Genomic DNA, 25,620 nt, shown 5'->3' with positions numbered 1-25,620 from the left:
CGCGGAAAACGGCGTTGATTTGCCAGAAGCGGCGGGTTAGTAGTCCAAATAAGTCTGAATTAGTTTATTTTGTTCTGAGTCGAAGGCGATGCGTACCCTGCATTGAAATACACTTTCCAGTGTTTCTTGCTGTAACACATCCTCTGTTAGTCCGTCAGCAACCAGCTGCTGTGACGACATCAGCCAAACCCGGTGAGCATACATTTGCGCCAGATTAAGCTGATGATGGCTTACCACCACCATGTTGCCGTGCGTTGCCAACAGGTTAAGGAGCTGACAGAGCTTATGCTGATGGGCAAAATCCAGTCCCTGCACGGGCTCATCTAATAGAATCAAGGCATTCCCCTGCTCTATGGCAGTCCATATCTGCATCAGACTGCGACATAGCTGCACCCGACGCCGTTCACCACCGGATAGATGGTTAAGTGGTCTGGATAAGAAGTCAGTTATCTCCAGAGCATGCTCCAGCTCAGGTGGGATCTTCGGGCGCTGACTGTAAAACGACAAACTTTCCTGCACCGACAGAGCAAAGGCGCTATGCAGTTGTTGCTCCATTAATGTTCGGCAATGGGCAAGCTCAACCAGGCTATAGTCCTGCAGTTTCTTACCATTCAACTGCACATCACCGCTATTTGGCGTAAGTAAACCGGCCAGAACCGACAACAAACTGGACTTACCCGCACCATTAGGTCCGAGAATGTGCACCACCTCGCCAGCTGCCAGGTTAAGGCTGATATTCTGGAGTCGACCATGCAACTGAATGTGTTTCGCCGCTAACATACTAGGTCCTTGCCAACCGTACTACCGAGTACAGGAACACCGGCCCGCCCAAGGTCGCGGTTAACATAGACACAGGCACCACAACGCCTCCAAACCCATTGGAGATAGCCACAACTACCAACAATAAAATGGCGCCGAGTAAGGCTGAAGCAGGTAAAACGAATTGATTGTCGTGTCCAAACAGGTTTCTGAGCAAGTGTGGCACTAACAAACCGATAAAAGCGATTGAACCGGCCAGCGACACGGCAATACCAACCAAAAGCGCACAGGCCAGTAACATGCGAGGGTAATAACGGGCAACATTCAGTCCCCTCAATTGGGCTGCCTGGTTGCCAAAGTAGAGCCAATTCAAAGGTTGGCCTTGACGCAACACGTAGATAAGCAGGGCAACCACTAAAGGCGCGGCAAAGCTTACCAGCTTGAGATCGGCCTGATGCAAACTACCCAATAACCAAAAGGTTAAATTGCGCAGTGATTGGGCGTCGGCAAGGAAATATAACCAGGCAATCACCCCGCCGCTTAATGTCGATATGGCAATACCGGCCAGAATCACACCGGCCCCGGACTCCAGCCCCAAACGTTTGGCGATAGCATAAATAAGTAAGGTTGAGAGCAAGGCCCCGATAAAACTGAACAGAGGTAAGCCATAGGCAGCCAGACCGGTCAGTGTTGCGCCACCAGCAAGGAGGTAAATAGCAGCAAAAAGACTGGCTCCGCTGGTAATGCCGATAAGGCCCGGATCAGCCAACGGATTACGCAGCATCACCTGTAAAATAGCTGAACTGGCAGCCAGGCAAGCGCCGACCAGAATAGCGCTCCCGACTAAAGGAACGCGCAAATGAAGCAGTATCCGTCGGTCAACCGCTGAAGACCACTGCAAACCCTGCATGGCCGTCCACGCTGCTAAACCAAGTAAAACGACAATCAGAGCGGCGATAAACCAGGCGTGCTTCCTTAGCAAGGCAGTTGCTTCACTTTTCGAAGCAATACCGCACAGCCTTGCTCAATCAAGTCCAGCACCAGTTCAAATCCCTGACGACCACCATAATAAGGGTCTGGCACTTCAGACTCGTCGTGATCCGCGTATTCCAGAAACAAACTTACCTTATGCTGGTATTCAGGTGGGCACATGGCTAGTAAGTCCCGAAGATTCTTACTGTCCATCGCCAATACCAAATCAAATCTTTCGAAGTCATCCACTAATACGGGGCGCGAGCGCTGCCCCTTAAAGCTATAACCTCGCGCTTGCCCTGCATCCATACTTCGTTGATCTGGCGAACTGCCTTTGTGGTAACCCGCGGTGCCTGCTGAGTCTACAAACACATCAACACCTTGCTCAAAAGCCATAGTATGAAATACAGCATGTGCAGTGGGAGAGCGGCACAGGTTACCAAGACAAACGAACAGAACAGAAGGAGTACGCGGGTTCATAACAAAAAAATGGCCACAAAAAAGTGGCCATTAGTCTGTCAGATTTGCAGGTTCAGTCAACTATTGCCGCCATTAACGACCTTGTTGCAGTGCCTGAATACGTTTTTCCAGCGGTGGGTGGCTCAAAAATAGTTCAGCCATTGCTGACTTACCACGTATACCAAAGGCCATCAGGTTACCGTCTAGTTTTGACTCTTGGCTGTATTTCAAACGTTGCAGGGCGGCAATCATTTTATTGCGACCAACCAGCGACGCCGAACCAGCATCAGCGCGATACTCTCTATAGCGGCTGAAGCCCATCACAATAATGCTGGCCAGAATACCAAACACGATCTCCAATACAAAGACGATGGCAAAATAAGCCAGACCACCTAAGCCCCCCTCGCTGTTGTTGCTGCGAGTGGCATTGTCAATAATGTTGGCTATCACCCGTGCCAGGAAAATAACAAAGGTGTTCAACACGCCCTGGAGCAAGGTCATGGTTACCATATCGCCGTTCGCGATGTGGGCGACTTCGTGTGCCAGTACCGCCTCTACCTCATCTTGTTGCATGTTTTCCAGCAAGCCGGTAGACACTGCAACCAATGCATTATTGCGATTGGCGCCGGTAGCAAAAGCATTCATATCTGGTGAATGATAGATAGCCACCTCGGGCATACCTATACCTGATTGCTTCGCCAGGCGAGCAATAGTTTCAACCAACCACTGCTCTGTATGGTTAGCTGGACGCTCAATGACATGCGCCCCCACTGACCGTTTGGCAATCCATTTAGACATCAACAGTGAAATAAACGCCCCACCAAAGCCGAATATACTGGCAAACACCAGCAAACCGCCCATGCCGCGAGGGTCGATATTAAGGAAACTGAATACCAGGTTCATCACAATGCTCAACACCAGCACCACAGCCAGGTTGGTAGCGACAAACAACAGCACACGTTTCATAGCGTCTCCAATAAAGTTATCTCGCCCTTATTTTGTGGGCTAAAACAGATTTTTCAATCATTCAAAGTGTGTATATTTGTGTACTGGAAGTTTGGGGGCTTGAATTAAGACAAAACAAAAAGGCTAAGCAGGAGGCTCCGCTTTTTGTAGTTCTTATCAGCACAGACAGATTATCTTATACTGGCGGCTCCCTACTTTAAGAACGAAAATCGATGAAAGTTTTGATGCTCAGTAGTTCCAGAGAAGGCCAGTATGGCTATCTGGAAACCGCCCGCTCCACAATTTTGAACCACCTTGCCGGTATTGATGAACTGTTGTTCGTGCCCTTCGCTGGCGTCACATTGGGGTGGGACGAATATGTTGAAAAAGTCCAGGCCGCCCTGCCAGAAATCAAAGTTACCGGCATTCATCAGACCAGCAATGCCAAGCAGGCTGTAGAATCTGCACAAGCCATAGCCGTAGGTGGCGGTAACACCTTTAATCTACTCACCGAGCTTTATAAACAGGATATGCTGGAACTGATTCGCGCCAAGGTAACTCAAGGGCTGCCCTACATTGGCTGGAGCGCGGGTTCTAACATATGTGGTTACAGTATTCGCACCACCAATGATATGCCGATTATTGAGCCCCCCTCTTTTAACGCTTTGCAGTTAGTGCCGTTTCAAATTAATCCTCACTATACTGACTATCAACCGCCCGGCCATAACGGCGAAACCCGCGCTCAGCGCCTGGCTGAGTTTATGGTGCTAAACCCAGTTATGCCGATAGTCGCCATTCGTGAAGGCAGTGCATTGTTGAGAGTGGATAATCAACTGACCTTGGTAGGTCCACACTCTGGTATCCTATTCTTGGGCGGAGAGCAGCAAGACATTGCATCCGGGCAGGATCTGTCACATCTACTATAGGAGTTGTCCCCATGAAAGTAGTTGAGGTGATGCACCCGCTGGTCAAGCATAAGATTGGCCTGATCAGGGATGCCGGTATCAGCACCCGTGAATTTCGTACTCTGGCTAGAGAAATTGGCAGTTTGCTCACTTACGAGGCAACTGCCGATCTACCGACCGAAAAAACCCATATCCAATGCTGGAGTGGCGAGATTGAGATCGACCAGATCCAGGGTAAGAAAGTCACCATTGTGCCTATTCTAAGAGCTGGCCTGGGCATGATGGATGGCGTGCTGGAGCTTATCCCCAATGCCAGAATTAGTGTGGTCGGCATGTATCGCAACGAAGAAACCCTGCAACCGGTGCCATACTTTCAAAAACTGACCGCCGATTTAGATCAGCGTTTGGCTATTATCGTGGATCCCATGCTCGCCACGGGCGGCTCTATGATCGCCACTGTTGATTTGTTGAAAGCCAACGGCTGCAAACATATCAAGGCGCTGGTGTTGGTGGCTGCACCAGAAGGCATAAATGCGCTAGCAAAGGCCCATCCTGATGTTGAGCTTTTTACCGCTTCTATAGACCAAAAACTCAATGAACAGGGCTATATTCTGCCTGGGCTGGGTGATGCTGGCGATAAGCTGTTTGGCACTAAGTAATATTGTTAGAAGCCCCTTAGCGGGGCTTTGCTTTTACTGACAACGTAAGCCTAAATGTGGCCATGGGCGTGTCCCCATGTAGAGACGGGCAAGTGACCCTGACACTCACAGTGCGATTGATCCGTTGTCCGGAGGCGATAGATTCATCAAGCATCTGATCAATCAAGGCGCCATCTTCACTGACAAAATGCACCCTCGCCTCGGGGCGCATTAGAAATTCCCCTTGCACATCCTTAAAAGCGAAATTGGCGTTAACACCGCGGGCTTTAGCCTTGTGAAAGACCAAAAATGCGCCGGCCAGGTCAGCCCCAATAGCCAGCGCACCGAAATACACGCTGCCCAGATGGTTTTTAGTTCTCCAGGTGTGCGGAATACTCACTTCCAGCGCCTGTCCATCCATGCGCTCAATACGTGGGGAGCAAAAGCCAATTAAGGGAATATAACGCCAGGCAAACAGCTTTAACCCCCAATTGGCTTTAGTTAGTAATTTCATGTCATTTCTTACAGTACAGCAAATAATCGCTGCAGATTACCACTGGTTAGACCAGATGACCAAGTAAGAAATTTATATGATTGGGGTGAGATCCAGATACTGCGAAGCCATCTCCGTATCTGACAATCTGGGAATACAACCTAATAATGGTGCATCCAGGTGTGCCTGCAAAAAGGCCTGATTCTCTTCCAGTAGCGGCATATTGGTTTCAACCTGATTAGCTACCCAACCAGCCAATTCCAAACCGTCATGGCGAATGGCTTCTGCTGTCAGCAAGGCATGGTTTAAGCAACCAAGTCGCATACCCACCACCAGAATGACAGGCATCTTTTGCTGCTTTACATAGTCAGACATAAACTGCCCCTGACCCAAAGGTAAACGCCAGCCACCGGCACCTTCTACCAGCAGCACATCGGGCTGTAATGCTTGGAGCTGCTGTTGCGTGTCAGCAAGTCTAGCAAGCTCAATATTTACCCCGGTCTGAGCCGCCGCCAAATGCGGTGCGATTGGCTGAGCAAAAGCGTAGGGGTTTACCAATGCGTACTCGATGTTGAATGTGGATGCAGCCTGCAGGGTTAAGGCATCTTCATTGCGAAGCCCTTGTTCGGTCAATTCACAGCCGGACGCAACGGGCTTATAGGCCGCTGTTTTCAAACGTCGGTTTTTTAACTGTGTGAGCATTGCGCGCGATACAAAGGTTTTTCCGACCTCGGTATCCGTACCTGTTACAAAGAAGCACTTCACTTTTGTATCTCCAAAAAAGCCACCTGGTAACTAATAGGCAGTTGACCATTTATGGCAAATTCATTTTGGTAGTATCTGTCCAAATCGGCCAGGGTTTGACGTGATAGCCGGGTCTTAGCCCCATTAAGGACCACGCCTGCGCCGATATCCTTTATGGAATGCAGTGCCTCATGCAGATTGTTATGCCAGGTCTGGTAAAGCTTCTCTTCAATAGTGCAAAAAAGCCCGGCTTTATGAGCACTCTCAAGCAGATGTTGCGATGAACAGAATCGATTAGCATGGGCAGGCTCACCAATCGCCTGCCAACCTTGATGCAATTCCTTAAGCGAACCATCCACCATAATAGTTAACAGCCCCTTGGCACCGGGTTTCAGCACCCGAGCTAATTCCTTAAAAACCTGGGTAAGCGGTAGACACCACTGCAGTGCCATACTGGAAAATACGCCGTCCAGACTGTTATCGGCCAAAGGCAATTGTTCTGCATCAGCAACCACAAAATGCGCACTGTTAGCATGGGCTTGAGCGGCGAATCTTGCCATGCCCTCGGCCAGGTCCATGCCTATCACCTGCTCACAACGCCTTGCCAATAACTGAGTAATGCGCCCGGTTCCACAGCCAATATCTAGCACCAGTCCCTGCGTGTCAGGCATGGCATTTACTGCATCCACACCGATATGCCACTGCACATCCGCTAGCCTGTCATAGCGTATGGCTGCTTGGCTAAACTGTCTGGCAATGCGCTGCTTTAACTGTATTTGAGGCTCAGGCATCATCACCCATCCCTCGAGCTAATGCATCTAGTAGTGCCTGTATATCCGCCTTGGTATGTGAGGCACAGATGGTCACGCGTAACCTTGAGCTCCCCTGCGGCACCGTAGGTGGACGAATCGCTGTCACCCAAATACCTTGTGCTTTGAGCTTTTGGCAGAGCGTCAGGCTGTGCTGTGCATCACCTATTAACAGCGGCTGGATAGCCGTTTGAGAATCCATCAGGGGTAGCGCTAATTGCCTTGCTTTTTCGCGGAATAACTGAATATTTTCCTTTAGTTTTTCCCGCCGCCATGGCTGTTTTTGTAACAGTTTCAAACTCGTTAACGTGATAGCGGCCAGTAAAGGCGACATGGCAGTGCTGTATATGTAATGACGAGCGAAGTTAACCAGATAGGCGTAAATATCCTCTGACACCGCCAAAAATGCCCCTGACGTGCCAATGGCTTTACCAAAGGTGGCCATCAGTAAGGGCAATTGGGCTGGTTCCAGTATCGAGCCCGCGCCTAAGCCCAAATTACCGTTCACTCCAAATCCATGGGCATCATCAATATACAACATGGCTTGATGTTGTTGGCACAGAGCGCTGATCTCTAGCAAAGGTGCAGCATCACCATCCATGCTGAAAACCCCTTCACTGATTACCAGCTTATCCCCGGCTGCACTTGCCAGCAGACCGGCAAGATGGCGCATATCATTATGGCGAAATCGCTGCAGTTTGGCTTTGCTGGCCAATGCCCCGTCAAGCATAGAGGCATGGCTCAGCTTGTCAGCCAGAATATGGCCGCCATGGCTCATCAGCGTTTGAATCAGCGCCTGATTGGCAGCAAACCCACTGTTGAACAGCAATACACGGTCACGACCTAAATGTTCCGCAAGGTGTGCTTCCAGTTTGGCATGGGCCTGACTATGGCCGGTTACCAAAGGTGACGCCCCGCTTCCCGCTGCCCAGTCAGGCGCTGCCTGCGCAGCCGCTAGCTTAAGGTCGTCGCTATGCGCCATGCCAAGATAATCATTACTGGAAAAATTCAGGTAAGGCTGGCCGTCCACCAACAGCGTGCGGCCATCAACTTGTTCAATAATTTGGCGCTGGCGCAACAAACTGGCAGCGCGCCGCGCCGCCAGCTCTGAGGCAATGAACTCAAAGGCCATGGTTTATAAACTGGCGTCGTAAAACAGCTCTTCGCTTTGCTGCGCCTTGACGGCATCACGTAGCACCGCTTCATGGGCTTCATCGGAAAACTGTCGAGTGCGCTCGGTATTGATACCCAGCTTTCTGAACAACTTCACATCGGCATGAGTTTCCGGATTGGAGGTTGTCAGCAGCTTACACCCGTAAAAAATAGAGTTGGCACCCGCCATAAAGCATAAGGCCTGCATTTGTTCGTTCATGGCTTCTCGCCCAGCCGACAAACGCACATGGCTCTTGGGCATCATAATACGGGCCACGGCAATAGTGCGGATAAACTCAAACTGGTCGAGATCGTCCACTTCATCCAGCGGCGTACCTTGCACTTTAACTAACATGTTGATTGGCACGCTCTCAGGGTGCTGCGGTAGATTAGCCAGTTGCACCAGCAAACCAGCCCTGTCGTTATCGCTTTCCCCCATCCCCACAATCCCGCCTGAACACACGTTCATACCTGCAGCACGCACATTCTCTAAGGTGTTTAAACGATCCTGGTATGTACGGGTACTGATGATCTCACCGTAAAATTCCGGTGAGGTATCGAGATTGTGATTATAGTAATCTAGGCCTGCGTCTTTAAGCATCATGGCCTGCTCGCGGGACAGCATCCCTAGCGTCATACAGGTTTCCATGCCGAGCTTTTTCACACCCTTGACCATTTCAATCACATAAGGCATGTCTTTGTCTTTGGGATTACGCCAGGCCGCGCCCATACAAAAACGCGTGGAGCCTACAGCTTTCGCTTCCTTAGCTCGCTCCAGTACCTTTTCCACTTCCATCAGACGCTCTTTTTCAAGACCTGTGTCGTAACGGGCACTCTGTGGGCAATACTTGCAATCTTCCGGACATGCACCGGTTTTAATCGACAGCAAGGTACTGACCTGAACTTCATTAGGGTTAAAATGCTGGCGGTGTGTAACCTGCGCCTGAAACAACAGATCATTAAAGGGCATAGCGAACAAATCGCGCACTTGTTTAACCGTCCAATCATGACGGATAGCAGCAGAGGCCTGCATGGGGATTCCTTTACACTGGGATTTAGCTTGAGTAGTCTATGCGCGGCGCCCAACTTGTCAACCGCTAGTATTTTTCAGGCTTTACAACTGAGCATTATTTAACCATGGATATCGAATTTGATCGTCAGCATATCTGGCATCCCTACACGTCCGCTCTTAATCCACTGCCTTGTTATGGGGTGCAACGCACTGAAGGTGTGCATATCCACCTGGAAAGTGGCGAGGCGTTAATCGACGGTATGTCGTCCTGGTGGTCTACTATCCATGGCTACAACCACCCTGCTTTGACCCAGGCTGCTCATGCACAGATTGCGCAAATGCCACATGTCATGTTTGGTGGTTTGACCCATGAACCCGCCATAAACTTATGTAAAGCCTTGCTGGACATAGCGCCACAAGGACTCAACCGGGTATTCCTGGCAGACTCAGGTTCGGTAGCGGTTGAGGTAGCCATGAAAATGGCCCTGCAATACTGGGCCTGTCAGGGTAACCAGAGTAAACATAAGTTTGTGACACTCAGAAACGGTTACCATGGTGACACCTTCAATGCCATGTCCGTATGCGATCCCGTTACCGGCATGCATAGTTTATTTAAGCAGGTGTTATCACAGCAACACTTTGCTCCCGCACCACAAACTCGTTTCGACCAGCTTTGGAACGAAGATGATGTGCAGCCACTGGCCGAGCTGTTGGAACGTCATCATCACGAAGTTGCCGCCCTGATTCTTGAGCCTGTCGTACAAGGAGCCGGGGGGATGCGTATTTACCATGCTAATTATCTGCGTCGTGCCCGTCAGCTTTGTGATCAGTACAATGTGCTATTAATTGCCGACGAAATTGCCACCGGCTTTGGCCGTACCGGTAAACTGTTTGCCTGCGAACATGCGGATATCAGTCCGGATATTCTGTGTGTGGGTAAAGCCCTGACCGGCGGCATGATGACGTTAGCTGCGACGCTCTGCAGTGAGGATGTGGCGGTTGGTGTTTGTCAGGGCCAGCCAGGGGTTTTTATGCATGGTCCTACTTTTATGGGTAATCCGCTGGCCTGTGCGGTGGCCAATGCCAGCTTATCCATTTTGCAGCAAGGACACTGGCAGTCTCAGGTCGCAAGCATAGAAGCGCAGCTAAAAGCGCAGTTGTTACCCTTGAACAAACTCGCTTCGGTTGCGGATACCCGGGTTCTTGGGGCCATTGGTGTGGTGGAATGTAAAGCGCCAGTGGATGTAGCCTCCTTCCAGCGCCGCTGCATCAGCCGCGGGATTTGGGTGCGCCCATTCGGCAAGTTGGTATATATCATGCCGCCTTACATTATTAATGAAGCACAGCTCAGTCAGTTAGTGGAAGGCATCACCTTTGCCCTAATGGATTAAGCAAGAGTTAACCTGCAAACGCCAGCAACCAAACAAGGCTGCTGGCAGAAAGCAGCGCCAATAACATCAGATTTAACCACAGACCATCATTGCGCCGCCGGGAGCGGCGCCCACGCACCAACAAGGCAACCAAACTAAGTAGCACAGTGACGACCAGCGTCAATAACAACCACCCAGTTAGTGAATGATGCCAACCCTGCTCGGTGTTGATACCTAGCGCCTGCATAAAACCTGTTTGTAACTCCGGCCTGGCATAGTGAAACAGCAGCATGGCTGCAACAAACAACAACCAACCGACAATACTGCCGGCAATCAAACTGCGAAACAGCCAATCCTGTTCAGGCGGCAAGCGTCTGCGTTCAATTCCGGATTTTCGCTGCGAGAATGTCGGCATAAAGGATTTTTCTTGAGTCTGGCTGTCAGCCAAGTAAGATTACACACCCCGTCCGGGACGCACGATTTTAGATCGTTGCCATCCTGGCGCTTTTTGCGCACCAAGTGCCGGGGATTCCCCTGTAAACAATACTGTAGAGCATATATGAGATCCGTGCATGGATCGTCTGGAGAGGTTAGATGGCACACACCCCCGTGGTAGAAATTCTCAAAGGTAAGCATCAGGTTGGTGCTGACGTTGTTGTCAAAGGCTGGGTTCGCACCCGTCGCGACTCAAAAGCAGGTTTATCCTTCATTGCCGTGCATGATGGCAGCTGCTTCGACGCTGTGCAGGTTATTGCACTGAATAACCTTGAGAATTACAACGATGTGCTGAAACTGACTGCCGGTTGCTCGGTCGCCGTAACAGGCTCTCTTAAGGCTTCTGAAGGTCAAGGCCAGGCGCTGGAAATTAATGCCACGGCTATCGAGGTTGTGGGCTGGGTAGAAAACCCGGACACCTATCCTATGGCGGCTAAGCGCCACAGTATCGAATTTTTACGTGAACACGCCCATCTTCGTCCTCGCACTAATGTGATTGGCGCGGTTGCCCGTGTGCGTAACTGCTTGTCTCAAGCTATTCACCGTTTCTTCCACGAGCAAGGTTATCTTTGGGTAAGCACTCCTATTGTGACAGCCAGTGATACCGAAGGTGCAGGTGAAATGTTCCGGGTATCTACTCTGGATATGCTTAACGTCCCCAAAACCGATAAGGGCGAGGTGGATTTCAGCCAGGATTTCTTCGGTAAAGAGGCCTTCCTGACCGTTTCTGGCCAGTTAAATGGCGAAACCTATGCATGTGCACTGTCAAAAATTTACACCTTTGGCCCTACTTTCCGTGCAGAGAATTCCAACACCAGCCGTCACCTGGCTGAGTTTTGGATGATTGAACCGGAAGTGGCCTTTGCAGATCTGAGTGACATTGCCCAATTAGCAGAAGATTTACTCAAGTATGTTTTCAAGGCAGTTTTGCAAGAGCGTGGCGATGATATGGCCTTCTTTGCTGATCGTATCAATAAAGATGCCATCAGCCGTCTTGAGAAAGTCATCAGCCAGGATTTCGTACGCATGGATTACACCGATGCTATCGAGATCCTGAAAAACTCCGGAAAAGCCTTTGAATTCCCGGTTGAGTGGGGTGTGGATCTTTCCTCTGAGCATGAGCGTTACCTAGCCGAGGAACATGTCGGCGCGCCTATCATCATGCAAAACTACCCCAAAGATATTAAAGCCTTTTACATGCGCGCCAACGACGACGGTAAAACAGTGGCGGCTATGGATGTACTGGCCCCTGGCATTGGTGAAATCATTGGTGGCTCACAACGTGAAGAGCGTTTAGATGTGTTCGATCAACGCCTGGATGAAATGGGCCTGAGCAAAGAAGATTACAGTTGGTACAGAGATTTGCGCCGTTATGGTTCAGTGCCACACTCAGGCTTCGGTTTGGGCTTCGAGCGCCTGGTCGCCTATGTAACAGGCATGCAGAACGTTCGAGATGTTATTCCCTTCCCTCGCACACCGGGAAATGCCAGCTACTAAGTAGCAAAAAAACGGGCCAAATGGCCCGTTTTTATTTTAAAGCGTCATCAAGTTCAGTGACCGGAAATTCGTTGGCAAAGGCTTTTAATTGCTCGGCATCCAACTGCTCGGAAGTAAAACTCAGAATGCCCCCACTTCGTAGCGACACCTGCAAAACTTGTTTGCCGGACTCTTGCATCACCATCGCATTGCGGCGCTGAATACGCAGCGCTTGTCCCTGCCCGCTTTGCAATCCTAATTGGCTGAATACACTTAACGCGCCGACCAATCCCCCGGCAGCGCCCCCAGCCAGACTGACATTCACCTTAAGCTGATCTTTTTGGTAGTCCCGTTCCAGGCTGGTAAAGCCAAAGGCCTGCTGATGGCTAATATTGCCTCCGGTAAAACCAGCAATCTCATCTTTAAACAGTGCCGCCACCGCATTGTTCCGCTCCTGTTCCAACAGGGTAACACACCAGCGCGCTTCCTCCAGCGCACCGTCTAGATCGCCTTTTGAATACAATTTGCCAGCCAGTTCACAACTGTCCTTAGGAGATTCCTCGGCTGCCAAACTGTGATTTCCCCACAATAACGGCAGCAATAACCAGGCTTTGTTCATCACATCATCCTTATTGTTTAGCTGCCGGTTAAATCTGACAGCAGCTTATTCGTTCCAGAATTCAAAATAATCGGCGCTGGACTTGGGTTTACGCGGCAATGCCTCTGCTTGCGGAGTACCCAGGTACAAGAACCCAACTATCTCGTCCTGCTCTTGTAAAGCAAAGGCCTTCTTGACTTCATCATTTTGCGCATAACTGCCGGTACGCCAAATACCATTAAAGCCTTGTGCCAACGCCGCCATTTGCATGGAATGCACTGCACAGGCTGTCGATGCCACCTGCTCCACCCAAGGTACTTTGGGGTTGTCCTGATATTTGGCGATGGCGACGATCACCATAGGCGCTCTGAGCGGCAACTGTGGCGCCCTTTCTATATCTTTCTCTGACATATCAGAGGCAATGGCCGCCTGTTCTAATATTTCACCCAGGCGGTTCAATCCTAGTCCCTGACACACCACAAAGCGCCATGGCGTCAAGGCAGCATGATCAGGCGCGCGCAAAGCGGCCTGCATAATGTTCTCCAGAATTTCACCAGCAGGGGCCGGCTCTTGCAATCTGGGTTGAGAGGTACGATTTAATAACAGCTCTAATGCGTGCATAACAAGTTTGAAAGGATGGACTCTGGCGCTAAATTAGAAAAGGATTAGCCAATTTACAAGGGGCGCTATGCGAAAAAATATCCCAAACACGACGAATGAAGGCAACGCAGAGCAAAAAGGCGCCTTCCATCGTTTGTTTATCAAACAGCAGGCTAAAATAAACGCAAAGCCCACTACAACAAGACTGCTAAAAACCTTCGCCGAGGAGGATTACCAGCGTATTGCTCAACTCATCCAGCTTTGGCTGAATGAGTCGCCACGCAAATAACCCCGAAAAGCAAGGATCAGATAGTTGAAGCTAGTTCTGCTCCCTGGCGTATTGCCCGCTTAGCATCTAGCTCTGCCGCCACATCCGCACCACCGATAAGGTGCACTATTATGCCAGACTGCTCAAGTGCCTGTTGCAAGGCTCGTTGAGGCTCCTGCCCTGCGCAAATAATCACGGTATCCACAGCTAGGCAGCGGGATTTACCTTCGATGTCGATATGCAGTCCATTATCATCAATACGCTGGTAGTTTACCCCAGGCAGCATCTGAACTTTTTTATTAAGTAGTGATGCCCGGTGGATCCACCCTGTGGTTGGCCCAAGTCCTTTGCCTACTTTAGTTGGCTTACGTTGCAGCAAGTACACTTCACGATTTGGCATATGAGATATAGGCGTGGTCAGGGCGCCCCTGGCGGAATACTGCTTATCTATGCCCCAGGACTGTAACCACTGCAAAGGCTGAGTGGTTAATGAGGGTTGCTCCAACAGGTATTCAGCGACATCGAAGCCTATGCCTCCAGCACCAATGATCGCCACTTTTTGCCCAACCGCCTTGTGGTCTCGCAGCACATCGAGATAGCTAAGTACCTTGTCATGCTCTATACCCGGAATATTTAACTGTCGGGGTATGATACCGGTCGCCAATATCACCTCGTTGAATTGCCCTTGGCGTAAGAACTCTGCATCTACTTCCGTGGTGAGATGCAAGTTCACCCCGGCTTTATGCAGCCTTACTGAGAAGTATCGCAAGGTTTCATAAAACTCTTCCTTACCCGGTATTTGCTTGGCGTAGTTAAATTGTCCGCCTATCTCTGCGGCTCTATCAAATAAATGCACTTCATGGCCACGTTCGGCGGCATAGCAACTGAACGCCAAACCGGCTGGGCCTGCCCCAACCACGGCCAACTTCTTCTTGTGATGAGTCAAAGGGAAATTTAACTCTGTCTCATAACCAGCACGGGGATTAACTAAGCAACTGGCACGTTTTTTCTTAAATACATGGTCAAGGCAAGCCTGGTTACAGGCTATGCAGGTATTAATTTCGTCTGCCCGCTGTTGATCAGCTTTATTAACGAATTCGGCATCGGCTAAAAATGGCCGAGCCATAGACACCATATCGGCATGTCCTTCAGCCAGTACCTGTTCCGCAACCTGCGGATCGTTAATGCGGTTACTGGTTATCAGCGGCACCGACAATTCTTGTTTCATACGCTGGGTGATCCAGGTGAAAGCCGCTCTGGGAACCATAGTGCCAATAGTGGGTACCCTAGCCTCATGCCAGCCAATGCCGGTATTAATGATGGTAACACCGGCTTCTTCCAACAGCTTGCCAAGAGCCACAACTTCCTGCCATTCGCTGCCACCTTCGACCAGATCTAACATGGAGAGGCGGAAAATAATGATAAATTCAGCGCCCACTTTGGCTTTTACCGCTTTTACTATCTCAATAGCGAAACGCGCCCTGTTTTCAAAGCTCCCTCCCCACTCGTCGTCTCGCTGATTAGTGCGGGGGCACAAGAATTGGTTAATCAGATAACCTTCCGACCCCATGATCTCCACACCATCGTAGCCAGCCAACTTGGCCATGGCTGCACAGTTGGCATAATCCTTAATGGTGCTGCGGATCCCCCGACCTGACATGGCGCGCGGTTTAAATGGATTGATTGGCGCTTTAATCGCCGACGGCGCTACATTAATGGGGTGATAGCCATAGCGTCCGGTATGCAGGATCTGCATACAAATCTTGCCGCCATGTTGATGTACCGCTTGGGTTATAACTTGATGCTTCTTAGCATGAGCGCTATTGGTCATGCGAGATGCGAAGGGAAACACCCAGCCCTGCCTATTTGGGCTAATACCCCCAGTGACTATTAGACCTACACCGCCAGCGGCGCGCTCAGCATAAAAAGCAGCCAGTTTTTCTATGCCACCTTTTTCTTCCTCTAAACCTAAATGCATAGAGCCCATTAATACGCGGTTTTTCAGACTGGTGAATCCCAAATCAAGTGGGCTGAGCAAGTGCGGATACAGAGGATGTTTATTCATATTATTCTCAACTGGTCTAATCTGTTGTGAGTCTACCGCAATATTAACAAAGAATTCACCTGCTAATAGTACAGCAACGGGTAAACCGCTCGATAATTCAGGTCCAACCTATCCAAAAGCCCGAATTAACTGCAATCCCTGTAAGGGATCATAAAAAATTACATTTGCAGTTTCTTGTTATGCCCGACATTGGATAGGATAGACATATCGTAATAGTAATGTGCAGTAGTTATGGCAACTCAAAAAGGTATGTTCCGCACCCTCGCTGGAGGGGTGTGGTCGGTATTGAATTTTTCGCGAAAGCTGTTTTTCAATCTGATATTCATTTTTATTCTGGTGGCGGTGATCATCGCTATCGCCTCAGAGGAAGGTAAAGTCGAGGTGCCAAAAGATTCGGCACTGGTATTAAACCTCAACGGCAGACTGGTGATCGAAAAAACCGCTGTCGATCCTTTTGCTAAGTTTATGCAGGAAGCCTTCGAAGAGAAGGAAGAAAATCCGGAAGTATTGCTGCGTGACGTGCTGTTTGCTATCGACAACGCCAAGCACGACCGCCGAATCAAAGCCCTGGTGTTGGATCTGCATGGCTTACAACAAGGTGGCCTGGACAAGTTGCAGCAAGTGGGTGATGCGCTGGATAGCTTCAAAGAGAGCGAAAAGCCCATTTACGCTATCGGTGATTATTTCAGCCAGGATCAATACTACCTGGCAGCCCATGCAGATCATCTGTATATGAATCCCATGGGTTGGATGATTCTTGATGGTTACGGCCGTTATCGCCTGTACTTCAAATCCATGCTGGAAAAACTCAAGGCAACCACCCATGTATTCAGGGTTGGCACCTTTAAATCAGCCATTGAGCCTTTTATCCGTGACGACATGTCTGACGCTGCCAAGCAAGCTAACCAAGCCTGGTTGGATGCCCTGTGGAGCCAGTACAAGGCAGATGTGGCCGCCGCCAGAGGCATGGACATTGCCAATTTCGATGAGAAACTGGATAGCTTCCTGGCTAAGTTCTCCAAAGTTGGCGGTGATTTCGCCCAATATGCGGTAGACAACAATTGGGTAGATGGTTTGCGCAACCGCGAAGAAGTTCGCAGCGAGTTGACTGCTCTGGTAGGTGAAGATAAATCTGCTCGAGGCTACAAACACATCAACTTTAAACAGTATCTGCAAGTCATCAATGGTCCTTACCTGCCAGTGCATAAAGATACCGACCATGTAGGCATAGTAGTCGCCAGCGGTACTATTTTAAACGGCACGCAAAAGGCCGGCACCATTGGTGGTGACAGTACGGCGGCATTGCTGCGTAAAGCGCGTTTGGATGATACCGTCAAAGCCGTTGTGCTCTACGTCGACTCGCCGGGTGGCAGTGCGTTTGCCTCTGAGGTGATTCGTCAGGAAGTAGAGAATATCAAAGCCGCTGGCAAACCCCTGGTAGTCTCTATGAGCACCTACGCGGCTTCAGGTGGTTACTGGATTTCAGCCGGCGCCGATGAGATTTGGGCGGCCCCTAGCACTATTACCGGCTCTATTGGTATCTTTGGTATGTTTATGACCTATGAAAATACCTTGGATTACCTGGGCGTGCACGCCGATGGTGTAGGTACTACCGAGTTTGCCGGAATGAGCCCGGTTCGAGCACTGGATCCAAGGATCGGCGAAGTGATTCAGCGCAATATTGAACATGGCTATAACCAGTTTATTGAACTGGTTGCCAATGAGCGTGAAATGGATAAAGCCGCGGTTGACAGCATTGCCCAGGGCCGTGTCTGGATTGGTCAGACTGCGTTGGAATTGGGTTTGGTGGATAAACTCGGTTATTTAGATGATGCCATTAGTGCGGCCGCTGAGCGAGCGGGACTGGATCAATACGATACCAAGTATGTTCAGCGTGATCTGAGCCCCAAAGAGCAATTCTGGAACGAGTTCTTCGGTGTAGCGTCGGTATGGTTCGGTGAAGCACTGAAGAGTCAAAGTGACGGCGAGTTAATGGGATTGGTTAAGCAGTTAGTGGCTGAATTTGATGTGTTTGCCAAATTCAACGACCCACGCGGTGCTTATGCATTCTGCCTGCCCTGCGAACTCTGATAAGCTCAACTGAGTTTAAAGGCACCCAATTGGGTGCCTTTATTTTTTGCTCATCCGAAACCCCTTCTCTGCTCTAACAAGCGATAAATATCGTTATGAAGCGCTAATCTTCTGGTAGAGACTTAACCTTAACGCCCTCTTATTCGAATGTGCAGTTAAGCCATATATCTCCCAGCTATAGCAGAAACGAACAACCACCGGGCCGTAGCAGAGACATAGGGATCGACATTAGGCACCACTGCACCAGGGGAAACCAGGATTTATCCCATTAGACATGCCCTTTTTATTCTGGCAAAAAAAAAGCCCCGGAAACCAGGGCTTTTGATTGGTGTTAAGCGCGAGGCTTGTTGAAGGCTTTAGAGAAAAACAAACTGTTCATAAAGAGCTTTTCTGTCCCATAAAAATAGGCACGGAAATTTGGATTATCGGTAAACAGGATAACCGACCCTTTACCCTTGCGCTCTGCCACCAACATCGCCTTACCTGCCAGTTGCTGCTGGTTTTCAGGTGAGGCAAAACCACTTAACAAGGGCTTATCCGCTATTTTCACTACGGTCGCAAAGGGATTTTTCGGTGGTTCAAACGCGAGCAATGTATTGCGCTGACTGGCAATGTCTCGACTTTGATAGCCAAATCCCAATGGATGGGTGATATCCAGGTCGCCGGCCATAATCGCGCCGCCAATGATATCCTGCGCTTCCGCATTCTCTTTATTGGCATAATCAATACGCGGGGCACTGGCTAACGTACCTTTGCTGAATTTAATCGGGTTCAAATCCAGAAGCTTCTGGCCAGCCCACTTGGCGCCGTCACGGATCCCCACCACAGTGCCGCCGTCTTTCACCCAACCGTCAATCTTTTGCACGGTTTTATCTGCCAGATCAGCATAGCTTCCGCCTACCATAATTAAATGGCTGTAATCTTTAAGATTCACCCAGGACAATTTATCTTTATGCAGCAATACCACCGGCATCTGCATACGCTTATCCAGTAAGTGCCACACTTCACCTGCGTCGTATTGAGAAATGCCCTCGCCAATAACCAGCAATACCTTTGGCTGGTCAAGTTCAAGCATCAGATTGCTGCCCAGATCCATACCCACACTGGCTGTATAAGAGGTCCCCACAGCATAAACAGGCACAGCATCTTCTTTGGCAATTTGGCTCATCAAACTATGCAGTTCATCGGGTTTTGCTCCGCCCTGCCAGCCAACCGACATCACAATACTGCCGCGGCCCAAGGTCACTTTCCCTTTATCCGAATCTGTGGTGAAAGGTTCAGTGGTTACACGCGGGCGATAGCCTGCTTTAAGCAAACGGTACAAGGCACGCGGTGCATAGTAGTGGCTCCAGTCAAAGGCATAAGCCACATCGGCTTTAGCCGGTGCGTTCTGGCTGGGGAAAGCTGGCAACACGCTGTCACCGGCCTTGTAGGAACGACTGCTTAGTGCCGCATATTCGACACCAAAGGCCAATGGCATAGTCCAGCCTGAAACATCATAGAATGTGTTGTTCTCAAAGCTGGTGATACGCTCAAACATGCCTTTGATCATACGGTAGGTAGGTTGGTCTGTTTCCACCACAAAGGCATTGCTGGCAGAAAAAACCTGGCCATCTACTTTGACATCACGTGCCAGACGCTTTACTTCAATCTGGTTACGATGCAAAAGTTCCAGGAAGTGGAAGGCCCGCGCTTCATCACCAGGCACAGAGAATACATAGGCTTTAGTCTTATCATCCTGTGCCAATGCTTTGGTGGCATCGGCAAACTTTCGCTGGAAACTCAGCAATGACTCACGCTTTGCCGCCGCACTATCCAGCAATGAAATACCCACGCGATACTGGGTACGGATGTTGTCTCTGAATGACAACAAACCACGCGGAGTATCCAGTAAACCTGAAGTGCTGGATTGCTCAAACAGGATGCCTAAACTACCGTACAAATGTGGATAGGTGGCACCTTTGCCTATATAGAAGTTGTCGTACGACTCTTCATTGAAGTACAAGCGAGCTTCGCTATCCATGAAATCACGGGGTCCTTGCACCACATCGCTGAGTAGCGCCATGGCATCCTGACCGATCAAAGGAAATACCCTATCAGGGGCACCAGGGTGGAAATAATAAGACTTATGCGAATGCATTTCGTGGAAGTCAGCCACCATATTGGGGCGCCACTGATGGAATTTAGCGACCCAACCTACCGGCTCAGGATGCTGCTGTAGCATCCACTGACGGTTCAAATCAAACCAGTAGTGATTAGTACGTCCTGATGGCCAAGGCTCGCCATGTAAGGCATTCACGCCGTCTGTTACCGGCACTTCTGCACCAAAGGTCCAGTTCCACGCGGATTCTCGGCTGTTGCCATCCGGGTTAAAGCTGGCCGTAAGCAGGATCACGCTGTCTTTTAGAATCCGTTCTATCTGTGCACCATTGGCGGCGGCCAGATGATAGGCCACCGGCATTGCAGAATCAGTTGAGCTAACCTCTCCCCCATGCACGCCATAATTGACCCAGCTTACCACCGGCATGTCCTGACTGATGGCCTGCTTGCCACCGGCCTTCTGCAAAGCCAGGTGAGCACTGCGGATCTGTTCAAGACGCGCCAGATTCTCAGGGCTACTGATAGTTAGCGTCACAATTGGGCGTTTTTCATGACTGTGGGCAATGACCTCGTACTGAATACGATCTGACTTTTCAGCCAACAGCTTGAGATAAGCCACCATTAAGTCATTACGTGCCATCCTTTCACCCAATGGGTGGCCCAGAAACGCTTCCGGTGTAGGAATATCCGGATTGAATCCAACATCCTGCGGATAAAAGGCTTGTGTGTCCCGGACGTCTGCCTGTACTGACAGACAAAATACCGAGCCAGCCACCATCAAGCCCACTTTCAGGGCATGGGGAAGGGTTCTCATCAACATGTGTTTGTAGCTCAACTTCTATTATGGTTTTTTACGTAGGGCCTGGCCGGCAAGCTCACCGGTCAGTTTTCCTTCTTCGATGGCGGCGACGCCGTTAACAAACAGCCACTGCACGCCTTCGCTCAACACCTCTGGATGCATATAGTCAGCGCGCGGCGCATACTTATTTGCATCAAATAACACTAGGTCTGCGGCATAACCTGCTTGTAGCTTACCGCGGTTATCCAGGCCAAAAATGTCAGCGGTCTTACTGCTGCTGCGCAGAACAAACTCACCCAGTGTCAGTAGCGGTTTGTTCTGAACAAAATCCTGATACTTTTTAGGGAAAGACGCATACTTGCGCGGATGCCCAGGGCTACCGTCGGAAGATGTCACCACCCAATCCTGCTGAACCAAAGCTTCGATATCCTGCTCAGACATATTGAAGCTTGCCACTCTGGCATTGCCTGCCAAGATGATTTGCAATGCCGCATCAATAGGATCAACGCCTCTTTCGGTTGCTACTTGTGCCAGGGTTTTACCCCGTAACTCACCGGATGTAGGGTCACTAATCAGTAAGGAATCTGCACCACCCCGGCGACGCAAGTTGTCTTGCATCTCTACCTTGATACCGGGCAATTGCGCGGGATCCTTCAGCCTTGCATGGTACTCTTCTTCAGTTCCCGCCAATGCCCAGCGTGGCATCAGTGCACCGGCAACACTGGTACCAGAGGCCTTCCAGGGATATTGATCCGCCGTAACATGCAAACCTTTAGCATGGGCGTCGTCCACCATCTTAATGATGGTCTGACTTTCCCCCCATACATCAACACCTAATGCTTTTAGATGCGCCAGATGCACAGGGATCTCTGCGTCCCGGGCAATATCCAAGACTTCCTGTACCGCCGCTATCAGGCCAATATGGTAGCTGCTTTCGTCACGAATGTGGCTGTCGTACACCCCGCCAAATTGGGCAGCCACCTTAGCCAGCGCCACCACCTCGGCCGTATCAGCGTAATTACCTGGTACATAGTAGAGCCCGGTTGAAAGACCCAATGCACCTTCATGCATGGCTTTTTCAACCAAGGCCTTCATTTGTTCAAGCTCTGCAGCACTGGCTTTACGATTCTCCCGGCCCATCACTTCTGAGCGCACAGCACCATGTCCCACATACAAGGCCACATTGCTGCCAATACCTTGTTTTTCGTACAAATCAAAAGTGGCACCGACTTCAACATCGCCGCCACCATCGTTACCACAAAATACCGTTGTCACGCCCTGGGTCAGATAGTTGGCATTGAGGTTAGGTTGACCTTTGTCAAAGTCATTACAGGCATGGGTGTGAGGATCTATAAACCCTGGTGCCACGACCAAATTATTGGCATCAATATGCTTTGCCACGCGCAGATTTTTGGGGGCTTCGGGCAGTACATCGACAATCTTGCCGTCTTTAACCAGGATTACACCCGCCATGGGCTGGGTTCCATTACCGGTATAAATTTGTTGACTGCTTATTAGATAATCAGCACTTTGTTCGGGGCTACCGGAACACCCTGCTAACAAGCCCGCAGCCAGCAACGCACCCATTAACGGACTTAAACGTGAAAATTCATTGCTCATTGGCTTACTCCTGAAAAAACAAAGGGCGATAACTCGCCCTTTTTTAAGATAATTCGCTCAACTTAGAAGAAGTTGGCCTGCAGTGATACGTAGAAGTATCGACCTTCTGAACTGTGTAAGCTGGCATCATAACCATAAGTCTCGTCAGCCAAAGGTGGCTCACGATCAAACAGGTTACGCACACCTACGCGCAGACGCATGCCATCCATCGCGCCTTCATCGAAGCTGTACTGACCGTACAGGCTCACGGTATTCCAAGAAGATACATGCCAGAAATCACCGGTCTCATCATGCACTGCGCTGGTGTCGTAATAGTCACCAACATACTTGGCATGCAAACCTGCACCCCAGTTGTCGTAACGCCAGGTCACGGTACCAGACGCCTGCCACTCAGGACGACCATCCATTTGAATCATGTCACCGACATCATCCAGAGTGATGCCCAGTGCCGCCAGCTTGGCAGACTCTTCATCAACGCTCTGGTAGGATTTCAGCAACTTGGCACCGTTAAGTTTAAAGTCAAAGTCGCCGAAAGACGTACGATTCAGTTTGTAGTAAATACCCAGATCCAAACCTTCGGTAGTGCGAGAGTCGAGGTTTTCAAACAAACCATAGATGTCCATCATATCGCCCACAGCTTCCAGGCCAGAACCTGCGAAGAAAGCAATATCATCAGCAGTTGGCGCTGAACGAATGACGTTTGGATTGCTGGAGCCATTCATACGATACAGGTAATCCAAGTCGGCGATGTTCTGGAAAGAACGAATACCAACTAAGTCTTCCTGTTCAATACGCCAGAAATCAGTGGTCAGGGTTAGGTTGTCAACAAATGCCGGGGTATACACCATACCAAAACCGTAGTTGTAATCCTTCTCTGGTTTCAGATCGGGGTTACCCAAACGGATGTTCTCGATACTGTCGGTGCCGCTACAAGCACTCAAGTTAGCAATATCGCCCTTGTTAACACTGGCCTGACAACGGTAGTAGTCAATAGGATAGTTAACACGGTTGGTACGGGCTGTATGCAGCTGTTCCAGGTTAGGTGCGCGGAAACCTTCTGCATAAGATGCACGAATTTGTACACTTTGCGCCGGGTACCATGACAACACTGCCTTGGGCTTAAATACACTGCCAACATCATTGTAACGCTCGTAACGACCAGCCAGCTGGAAATCCAGTTTTTCAACCAAAGGAATATCCATCTCAGGGCTGATTAACGGACCGGCTAATTCAACGAAGGCTGAGAATACATTACGTGAACCGTCTGCATCTGGCTGGCCACTTGACCCCATTACGTCGGTTTCATACACAGTACCCGTTACGGCATCAGTATAGACAGTGGTACCGTCCAAACGGTCATCATAGTCGTTTTCAAAGCTCTCATAACGCCACTCGGTACCAAAGGCAACACCGACATTACCAGCAGGCAGACTGAACAAGTTGGGGTTAGACAGTTTGTAGTCAACCAAGGCCAACTCGGTTTCACCGACACGGCTGATATTAACCAGGAAAGGATCGATGCTGGCCTGGCTGTTACAAGTTGCGCCACAGAACGGGTTGTATGCGCTGGCGTCAGCGCGGTTCACCGCTTGTTGGAACTTAGTCAGACTGGTACGGTTGTAAGTGGTATCGTCGGTCTTTGCTGCGGAGTAAAGTACCGCACTGTCCCAATCCCAGTTACCAAAGTTACCACGTGCACCGGCCAAGCCTCTGTAGGTGGTATTGACGACGTTGATTTGACGTACACCAGCATCCACTACGCGGTAAGCGTCCATTTTGACATCCAGGCCTTCGGCAGGAATATCAAATCCGGCTACACGGTTTACACCAGATCCAAGTGGGTTCCAGTAAGCGTCTTTGGAGATCGTCACAGGTGCAGACGTCAGGGTCGCAGTCTCACCACGTTGTGAATTAGATTCAGCCCAGTAGTAGCTCAGCTCACCATAAAGCTCTGTGCCACTGTCCATTTCATGATTGATGAACAAGAATGCATTGGCACGCTCGGTTTCTGGCAACAAGGTACGGCTGCCGTTGGTATTGTAATATTGATCAGAACCTACTGAACCACTATCAATACACAGACCGTTGGCCAATACGCACTTCTGATTGCTGTCTGAGCCATCTACAGGTTCAATGTGGAAACGACCCGCACCTGTGGTCAGTCCGCTCACACCCTGGCTAGCATCAAAACGTCCCCAAGGGGTTGTGCTAGAGGTATTACGGAAGTTAGTGTCACCTTCCCAATCGCTACCTTCCAGGAAAGGACGCAGGTCAGAATTGGCCGAATATGGCAACTCAGACGCCATCACTTCGCTGGCTTTGTAGTAGTTCATGGACAAGGTCAGATTGGTTGACTGGTCATTCAGGAACCAACCACCCAACATATTCATATTCAGTTTGGAACGACTGATGTTCTCTGCATCGCCGTACTGTACGTCAAAGCGATAACCGTCGAAGTCGCTGCGCATTTCGCTGTTTACTACACCAGCAACGGCATCAGAACCATAAATTGCCGCCGCACCGTCGTGCAATACTTCAACGCGACGAATGCCCATAACAGGGATAGCATTCATGTTCACTGTAGTGACCGGTACAGAGTTTTCAGTCTGCGAGCCTGGGTGTTGAACCAGACGACGACCATTTAGCAATACCAGGGTATTACCGGTACCTATACTGCGCAGGTTGATAGAGGCTACGTCACCACGAGACGCATAGACGCCGCTGACCACGTCGTTACCATTGAAGTTAACGTTGCCGTTAGAAGGAATCGCAGCAAACAAATCCGCACCCGAGGTGGCGGCAATAGCATCAATATCTTTCTGATCCATTAGTGAAACAGGTAATGCACCAGTTACGTTCAGGCCTTTAATGCTTGAACCTACCACTATTACCTTTTCTAAATCCTGCTCTTGCTCTTTTTGCAGCTTAGCAGCAGTACTCTCCGTGTTCTGAACTTGTGCGCCAGCGACTTCGGTGCGTTCTACACCAGTAGTCTGCTGAGCGACTGCCGCGCTGCTCCCTAGCGCGGTAAGAATACACAGAGCCAATGGGCTCAGGTTACACTTGTTGCTGTTGGATGTTTTCATGACTATCCCCATTTGAGTTTGGCCGCCACTGTCGGACCTTATTGTTGTGGTGCTTACACAATCCTGAATATATTGTCTAAGTGCAATTAAAAGAAAATCGACATCTCATAACCTGGAGTTATGCAAATTTGGCGTGGTGCCGGACTATGCCACAGCTTAAGTAA

At 49.9% G+C, this 25,620-nt stretch carries 22 protein-coding genes; 6 read left to right on the top strand and 16 right to left on the bottom strand.

Annotation, left to right across the window (positions count from 1 at the left end):
* Window positions 1-36 precede the first annotated feature (36 nt).
* The 4 genes from KJY73_RS08760 to htpX form a co-directional block, all read right to left on the bottom strand.
* The gene (locus KJY73_RS08760) at window positions 37-780 is read right to left on the bottom strand and encodes an ATP-binding cassette domain-containing protein (protein WP_214342901.1); all 744 of its coding nucleotides are present in this window, start codon (window positions 778-780) and stop codon (window positions 37-39) included.
* A 1-nt stretch (window position 781) separates the two neighbouring features.
* On the bottom strand, window positions 782-1,741 hold the full coding sequence (locus tag KJY73_RS08755; protein ID WP_232848430.1) for a FecCD family ABC transporter permease: 960 nt from the start codon (window positions 1,739-1,741) through the stop codon (window positions 782-784).
* A complete protein-coding gene (locus KJY73_RS08750) occupies window positions 1,735-2,211 on the bottom strand; it encodes a low molecular weight protein-tyrosine-phosphatase (protein ID WP_214342899.1) in 477 nt (158 codons plus the stop codon). The genes KJY73_RS08755 and KJY73_RS08750 overlap by 7 nt, the downstream gene beginning before the upstream one ends.
* A 72-nt stretch (window positions 2,212-2,283) precedes the next feature.
* Entirely contained in the window at window positions 2,284-3,156 is an 873-nt protein-coding gene (htpX, locus tag KJY73_RS08745; RefSeq protein ID WP_214342896.1) for a protease HtpX, read from the bottom strand.
* A 212-nt stretch (window positions 3,157-3,368) separates the two neighbouring features.
* Between htpX and pepE the strand changes: the two genes are divergently transcribed.
* Window positions 3,369-4,061 carry a dipeptidase PepE gene (gene pepE / locus KJY73_RS08740; protein ID WP_214342893.1) on the top strand — a complete coding sequence of 231 codons (693 nt, stop codon included), beginning with the start codon at window positions 3,369-3,371 and terminating at the stop codon, window positions 4,059-4,061.
* 11 nt (window positions 4,062-4,072) lie between these two features.
* A complete protein-coding gene (gene upp, locus KJY73_RS08735) occupies window positions 4,073-4,699 on the top strand; it encodes a uracil phosphoribosyltransferase (protein WP_214342890.1) in 627 nt (208 codons plus the stop codon).
* 16 nt (window positions 4,700-4,715) lie between these two features.
* Here the strand turns inward: upp and KJY73_RS08730 are convergent, their stop codons facing one another.
* From KJY73_RS08730 to bioB, 5 genes are all read right to left on the bottom strand, one after another.
* Window positions 4,716-5,192 (bottom strand): DUF4442 domain-containing protein, encoded by a 477-nt coding sequence (locus KJY73_RS08730; protein ID WP_214342887.1) that lies wholly within the window; start codon window positions 5,190-5,192, stop codon window positions 4,716-4,718.
* 72 nt (window positions 5,193-5,264) lie between these two features.
* Window positions 5,265-5,936: a dethiobiotin synthase gene (gene bioD / locus KJY73_RS08725; RefSeq protein ID WP_214342873.1), complete on the bottom strand. Its 672-nt coding sequence runs from the start codon at window positions 5,934-5,936 to the stop codon at window positions 5,265-5,267.
* Entirely contained in the window at window positions 5,933-6,709 is a 777-nt protein-coding gene (locus KJY73_RS08720; protein WP_214342870.1) for a methyltransferase domain-containing protein, read from the bottom strand. The genes bioD and KJY73_RS08720 overlap by 4 nt, the downstream gene beginning before the upstream one ends.
* Entirely contained in the window at window positions 6,699-7,856 is a 1,158-nt protein-coding gene (gene bioF, locus KJY73_RS08715; protein ID WP_214342868.1) for an 8-amino-7-oxononanoate synthase, read from the bottom strand. The genes KJY73_RS08720 and bioF overlap by 11 nt, the downstream gene beginning before the upstream one ends.
* Window positions 7,857-7,859: 3 nt before the next feature.
* Window positions 7,860-8,909: a biotin synthase BioB gene (gene bioB / locus KJY73_RS08710; RefSeq protein ID WP_214342866.1), complete on the bottom strand. Its 1,050-nt coding sequence runs from the start codon at window positions 8,907-8,909 to the stop codon at window positions 7,860-7,862.
* Between the two features lie 104 nt (window positions 8,910-9,013).
* Between bioB and bioA the strand changes: the two genes are divergently transcribed.
* Complete coding sequence (gene bioA / locus KJY73_RS08705) at window positions 9,014-10,279, top strand: adenosylmethionine--8-amino-7-oxononanoate transaminase (RefSeq protein WP_214342863.1); 1,266 nt, start codon at window positions 9,014-9,016, stop codon at window positions 10,277-10,279.
* A 7-nt stretch (window positions 10,280-10,286) separates the two neighbouring features.
* On the opposite strand, the gene KJY73_RS08700 is transcribed toward bioA, so the two are convergent.
* Complete coding sequence (locus KJY73_RS08700; protein WP_214342860.1) at window positions 10,287-10,673, bottom strand: hypothetical protein; 387 nt, start codon at window positions 10,671-10,673, stop codon at window positions 10,287-10,289.
* 179 nt (window positions 10,674-10,852) lie between these two features.
* Between KJY73_RS08700 and asnS the strand changes: the two genes are divergently transcribed.
* Window positions 10,853-12,250: an asparagine--tRNA ligase gene (gene asnS, locus KJY73_RS08695; protein WP_206594515.1), complete on the top strand. Its 1,398-nt coding sequence runs from the start codon at window positions 10,853-10,855 to the stop codon at window positions 12,248-12,250.
* A 31-nt stretch (window positions 12,251-12,281) separates the two neighbouring features.
* On the opposite strand, the gene KJY73_RS08690 is transcribed toward asnS, so the two are convergent.
* Window positions 12,282-12,848, bottom strand: coding sequence for a hypothetical protein (locus tag KJY73_RS08690; RefSeq protein ID WP_214342857.1), 567 nt, complete (start codon window positions 12,846-12,848; stop codon window positions 12,282-12,284).
* Window positions 12,849-12,893: 45 nt separating this feature from the next.
* Window positions 12,894-13,448, bottom strand: a complete 555-nt coding sequence (locus tag KJY73_RS08685; protein WP_206594517.1) for an NAD(P)H nitroreductase — start codon at window positions 13,446-13,448, stop codon at window positions 12,894-12,896.
* Between the two features lie 67 nt (window positions 13,449-13,515).
* On the opposite strand from KJY73_RS08685, the gene KJY73_RS08680 reads away from it, so the two are divergent.
* On the top strand, window positions 13,516-13,716 hold the full coding sequence (locus tag KJY73_RS08680) for a hypothetical protein (RefSeq protein ID WP_214342854.1): 201 nt from the start codon (window positions 13,516-13,518) through the stop codon (window positions 13,714-13,716).
* Window positions 13,717-13,732: 16 nt separating this feature from the next.
* Here the strand turns inward: KJY73_RS08680 and KJY73_RS08675 are convergent, their stop codons facing one another.
* Entirely contained in the window at window positions 13,733-15,760 is a 2,028-nt protein-coding gene (locus tag KJY73_RS08675) for an NADPH-dependent 2,4-dienoyl-CoA reductase (protein WP_214342851.1), read from the bottom strand.
* A 231-nt stretch (window positions 15,761-15,991) separates the two neighbouring features.
* Here KJY73_RS08675 and sppA point away from each other — a divergent pair, with 231 nt between their 5' ends.
* On the top strand, window positions 15,992-17,851 hold the full coding sequence (gene sppA / locus KJY73_RS08670; protein WP_214342848.1) for a signal peptide peptidase SppA: 1,860 nt from the start codon (window positions 15,992-15,994) through the stop codon (window positions 17,849-17,851).
* Between the two features lie 331 nt (window positions 17,852-18,182).
* Here sppA and KJY73_RS08665 read toward each other — a convergent pair whose 3' ends face one another.
* The 3 genes from KJY73_RS08665 to KJY73_RS08655 all read right to left on the bottom strand — a co-directional run bounded on the left by KJY73_RS08665 (window position 18,183) and on the right by KJY73_RS08655 (window position 25,456).
* Window positions 18,183-20,771: a M14 family zinc carboxypeptidase gene (locus KJY73_RS08665; protein ID WP_214342845.1), complete on the bottom strand. Its 2,589-nt coding sequence runs from the start codon at window positions 20,769-20,771 to the stop codon at window positions 18,183-18,185.
* A 21-nt stretch (window positions 20,772-20,792) separates the two neighbouring features.
* Window positions 20,793-22,370, bottom strand: a complete 1,578-nt coding sequence (locus KJY73_RS08660; protein ID WP_214342842.1) for an N-acyl-D-amino-acid deacylase family protein — start codon at window positions 22,368-22,370, stop codon at window positions 20,793-20,795.
* A 62-nt stretch (window positions 22,371-22,432) separates the two neighbouring features.
* Window positions 22,433-25,456, bottom strand: coding sequence for a TonB-dependent receptor domain-containing protein (locus KJY73_RS08655; protein ID WP_214342839.1), 3,024 nt, complete (start codon window positions 25,454-25,456; stop codon window positions 22,433-22,435).
* Between the last annotated feature and the right edge of the window lie 164 nt (window positions 25,457-25,620).

The sequence above is a fragment of the Bowmanella yangjiangensis genome, from assembly GCF_018531185.1.
GTDB lineage: Bacteria > Pseudomonadota > Gammaproteobacteria > Enterobacterales > Alteromonadaceae > Bowmanella > Bowmanella yangjiangensis.
Note: the sequence above shows the minus strand (reverse complement) of the source record. Positions and strands in the feature narration are given on the sequence as shown.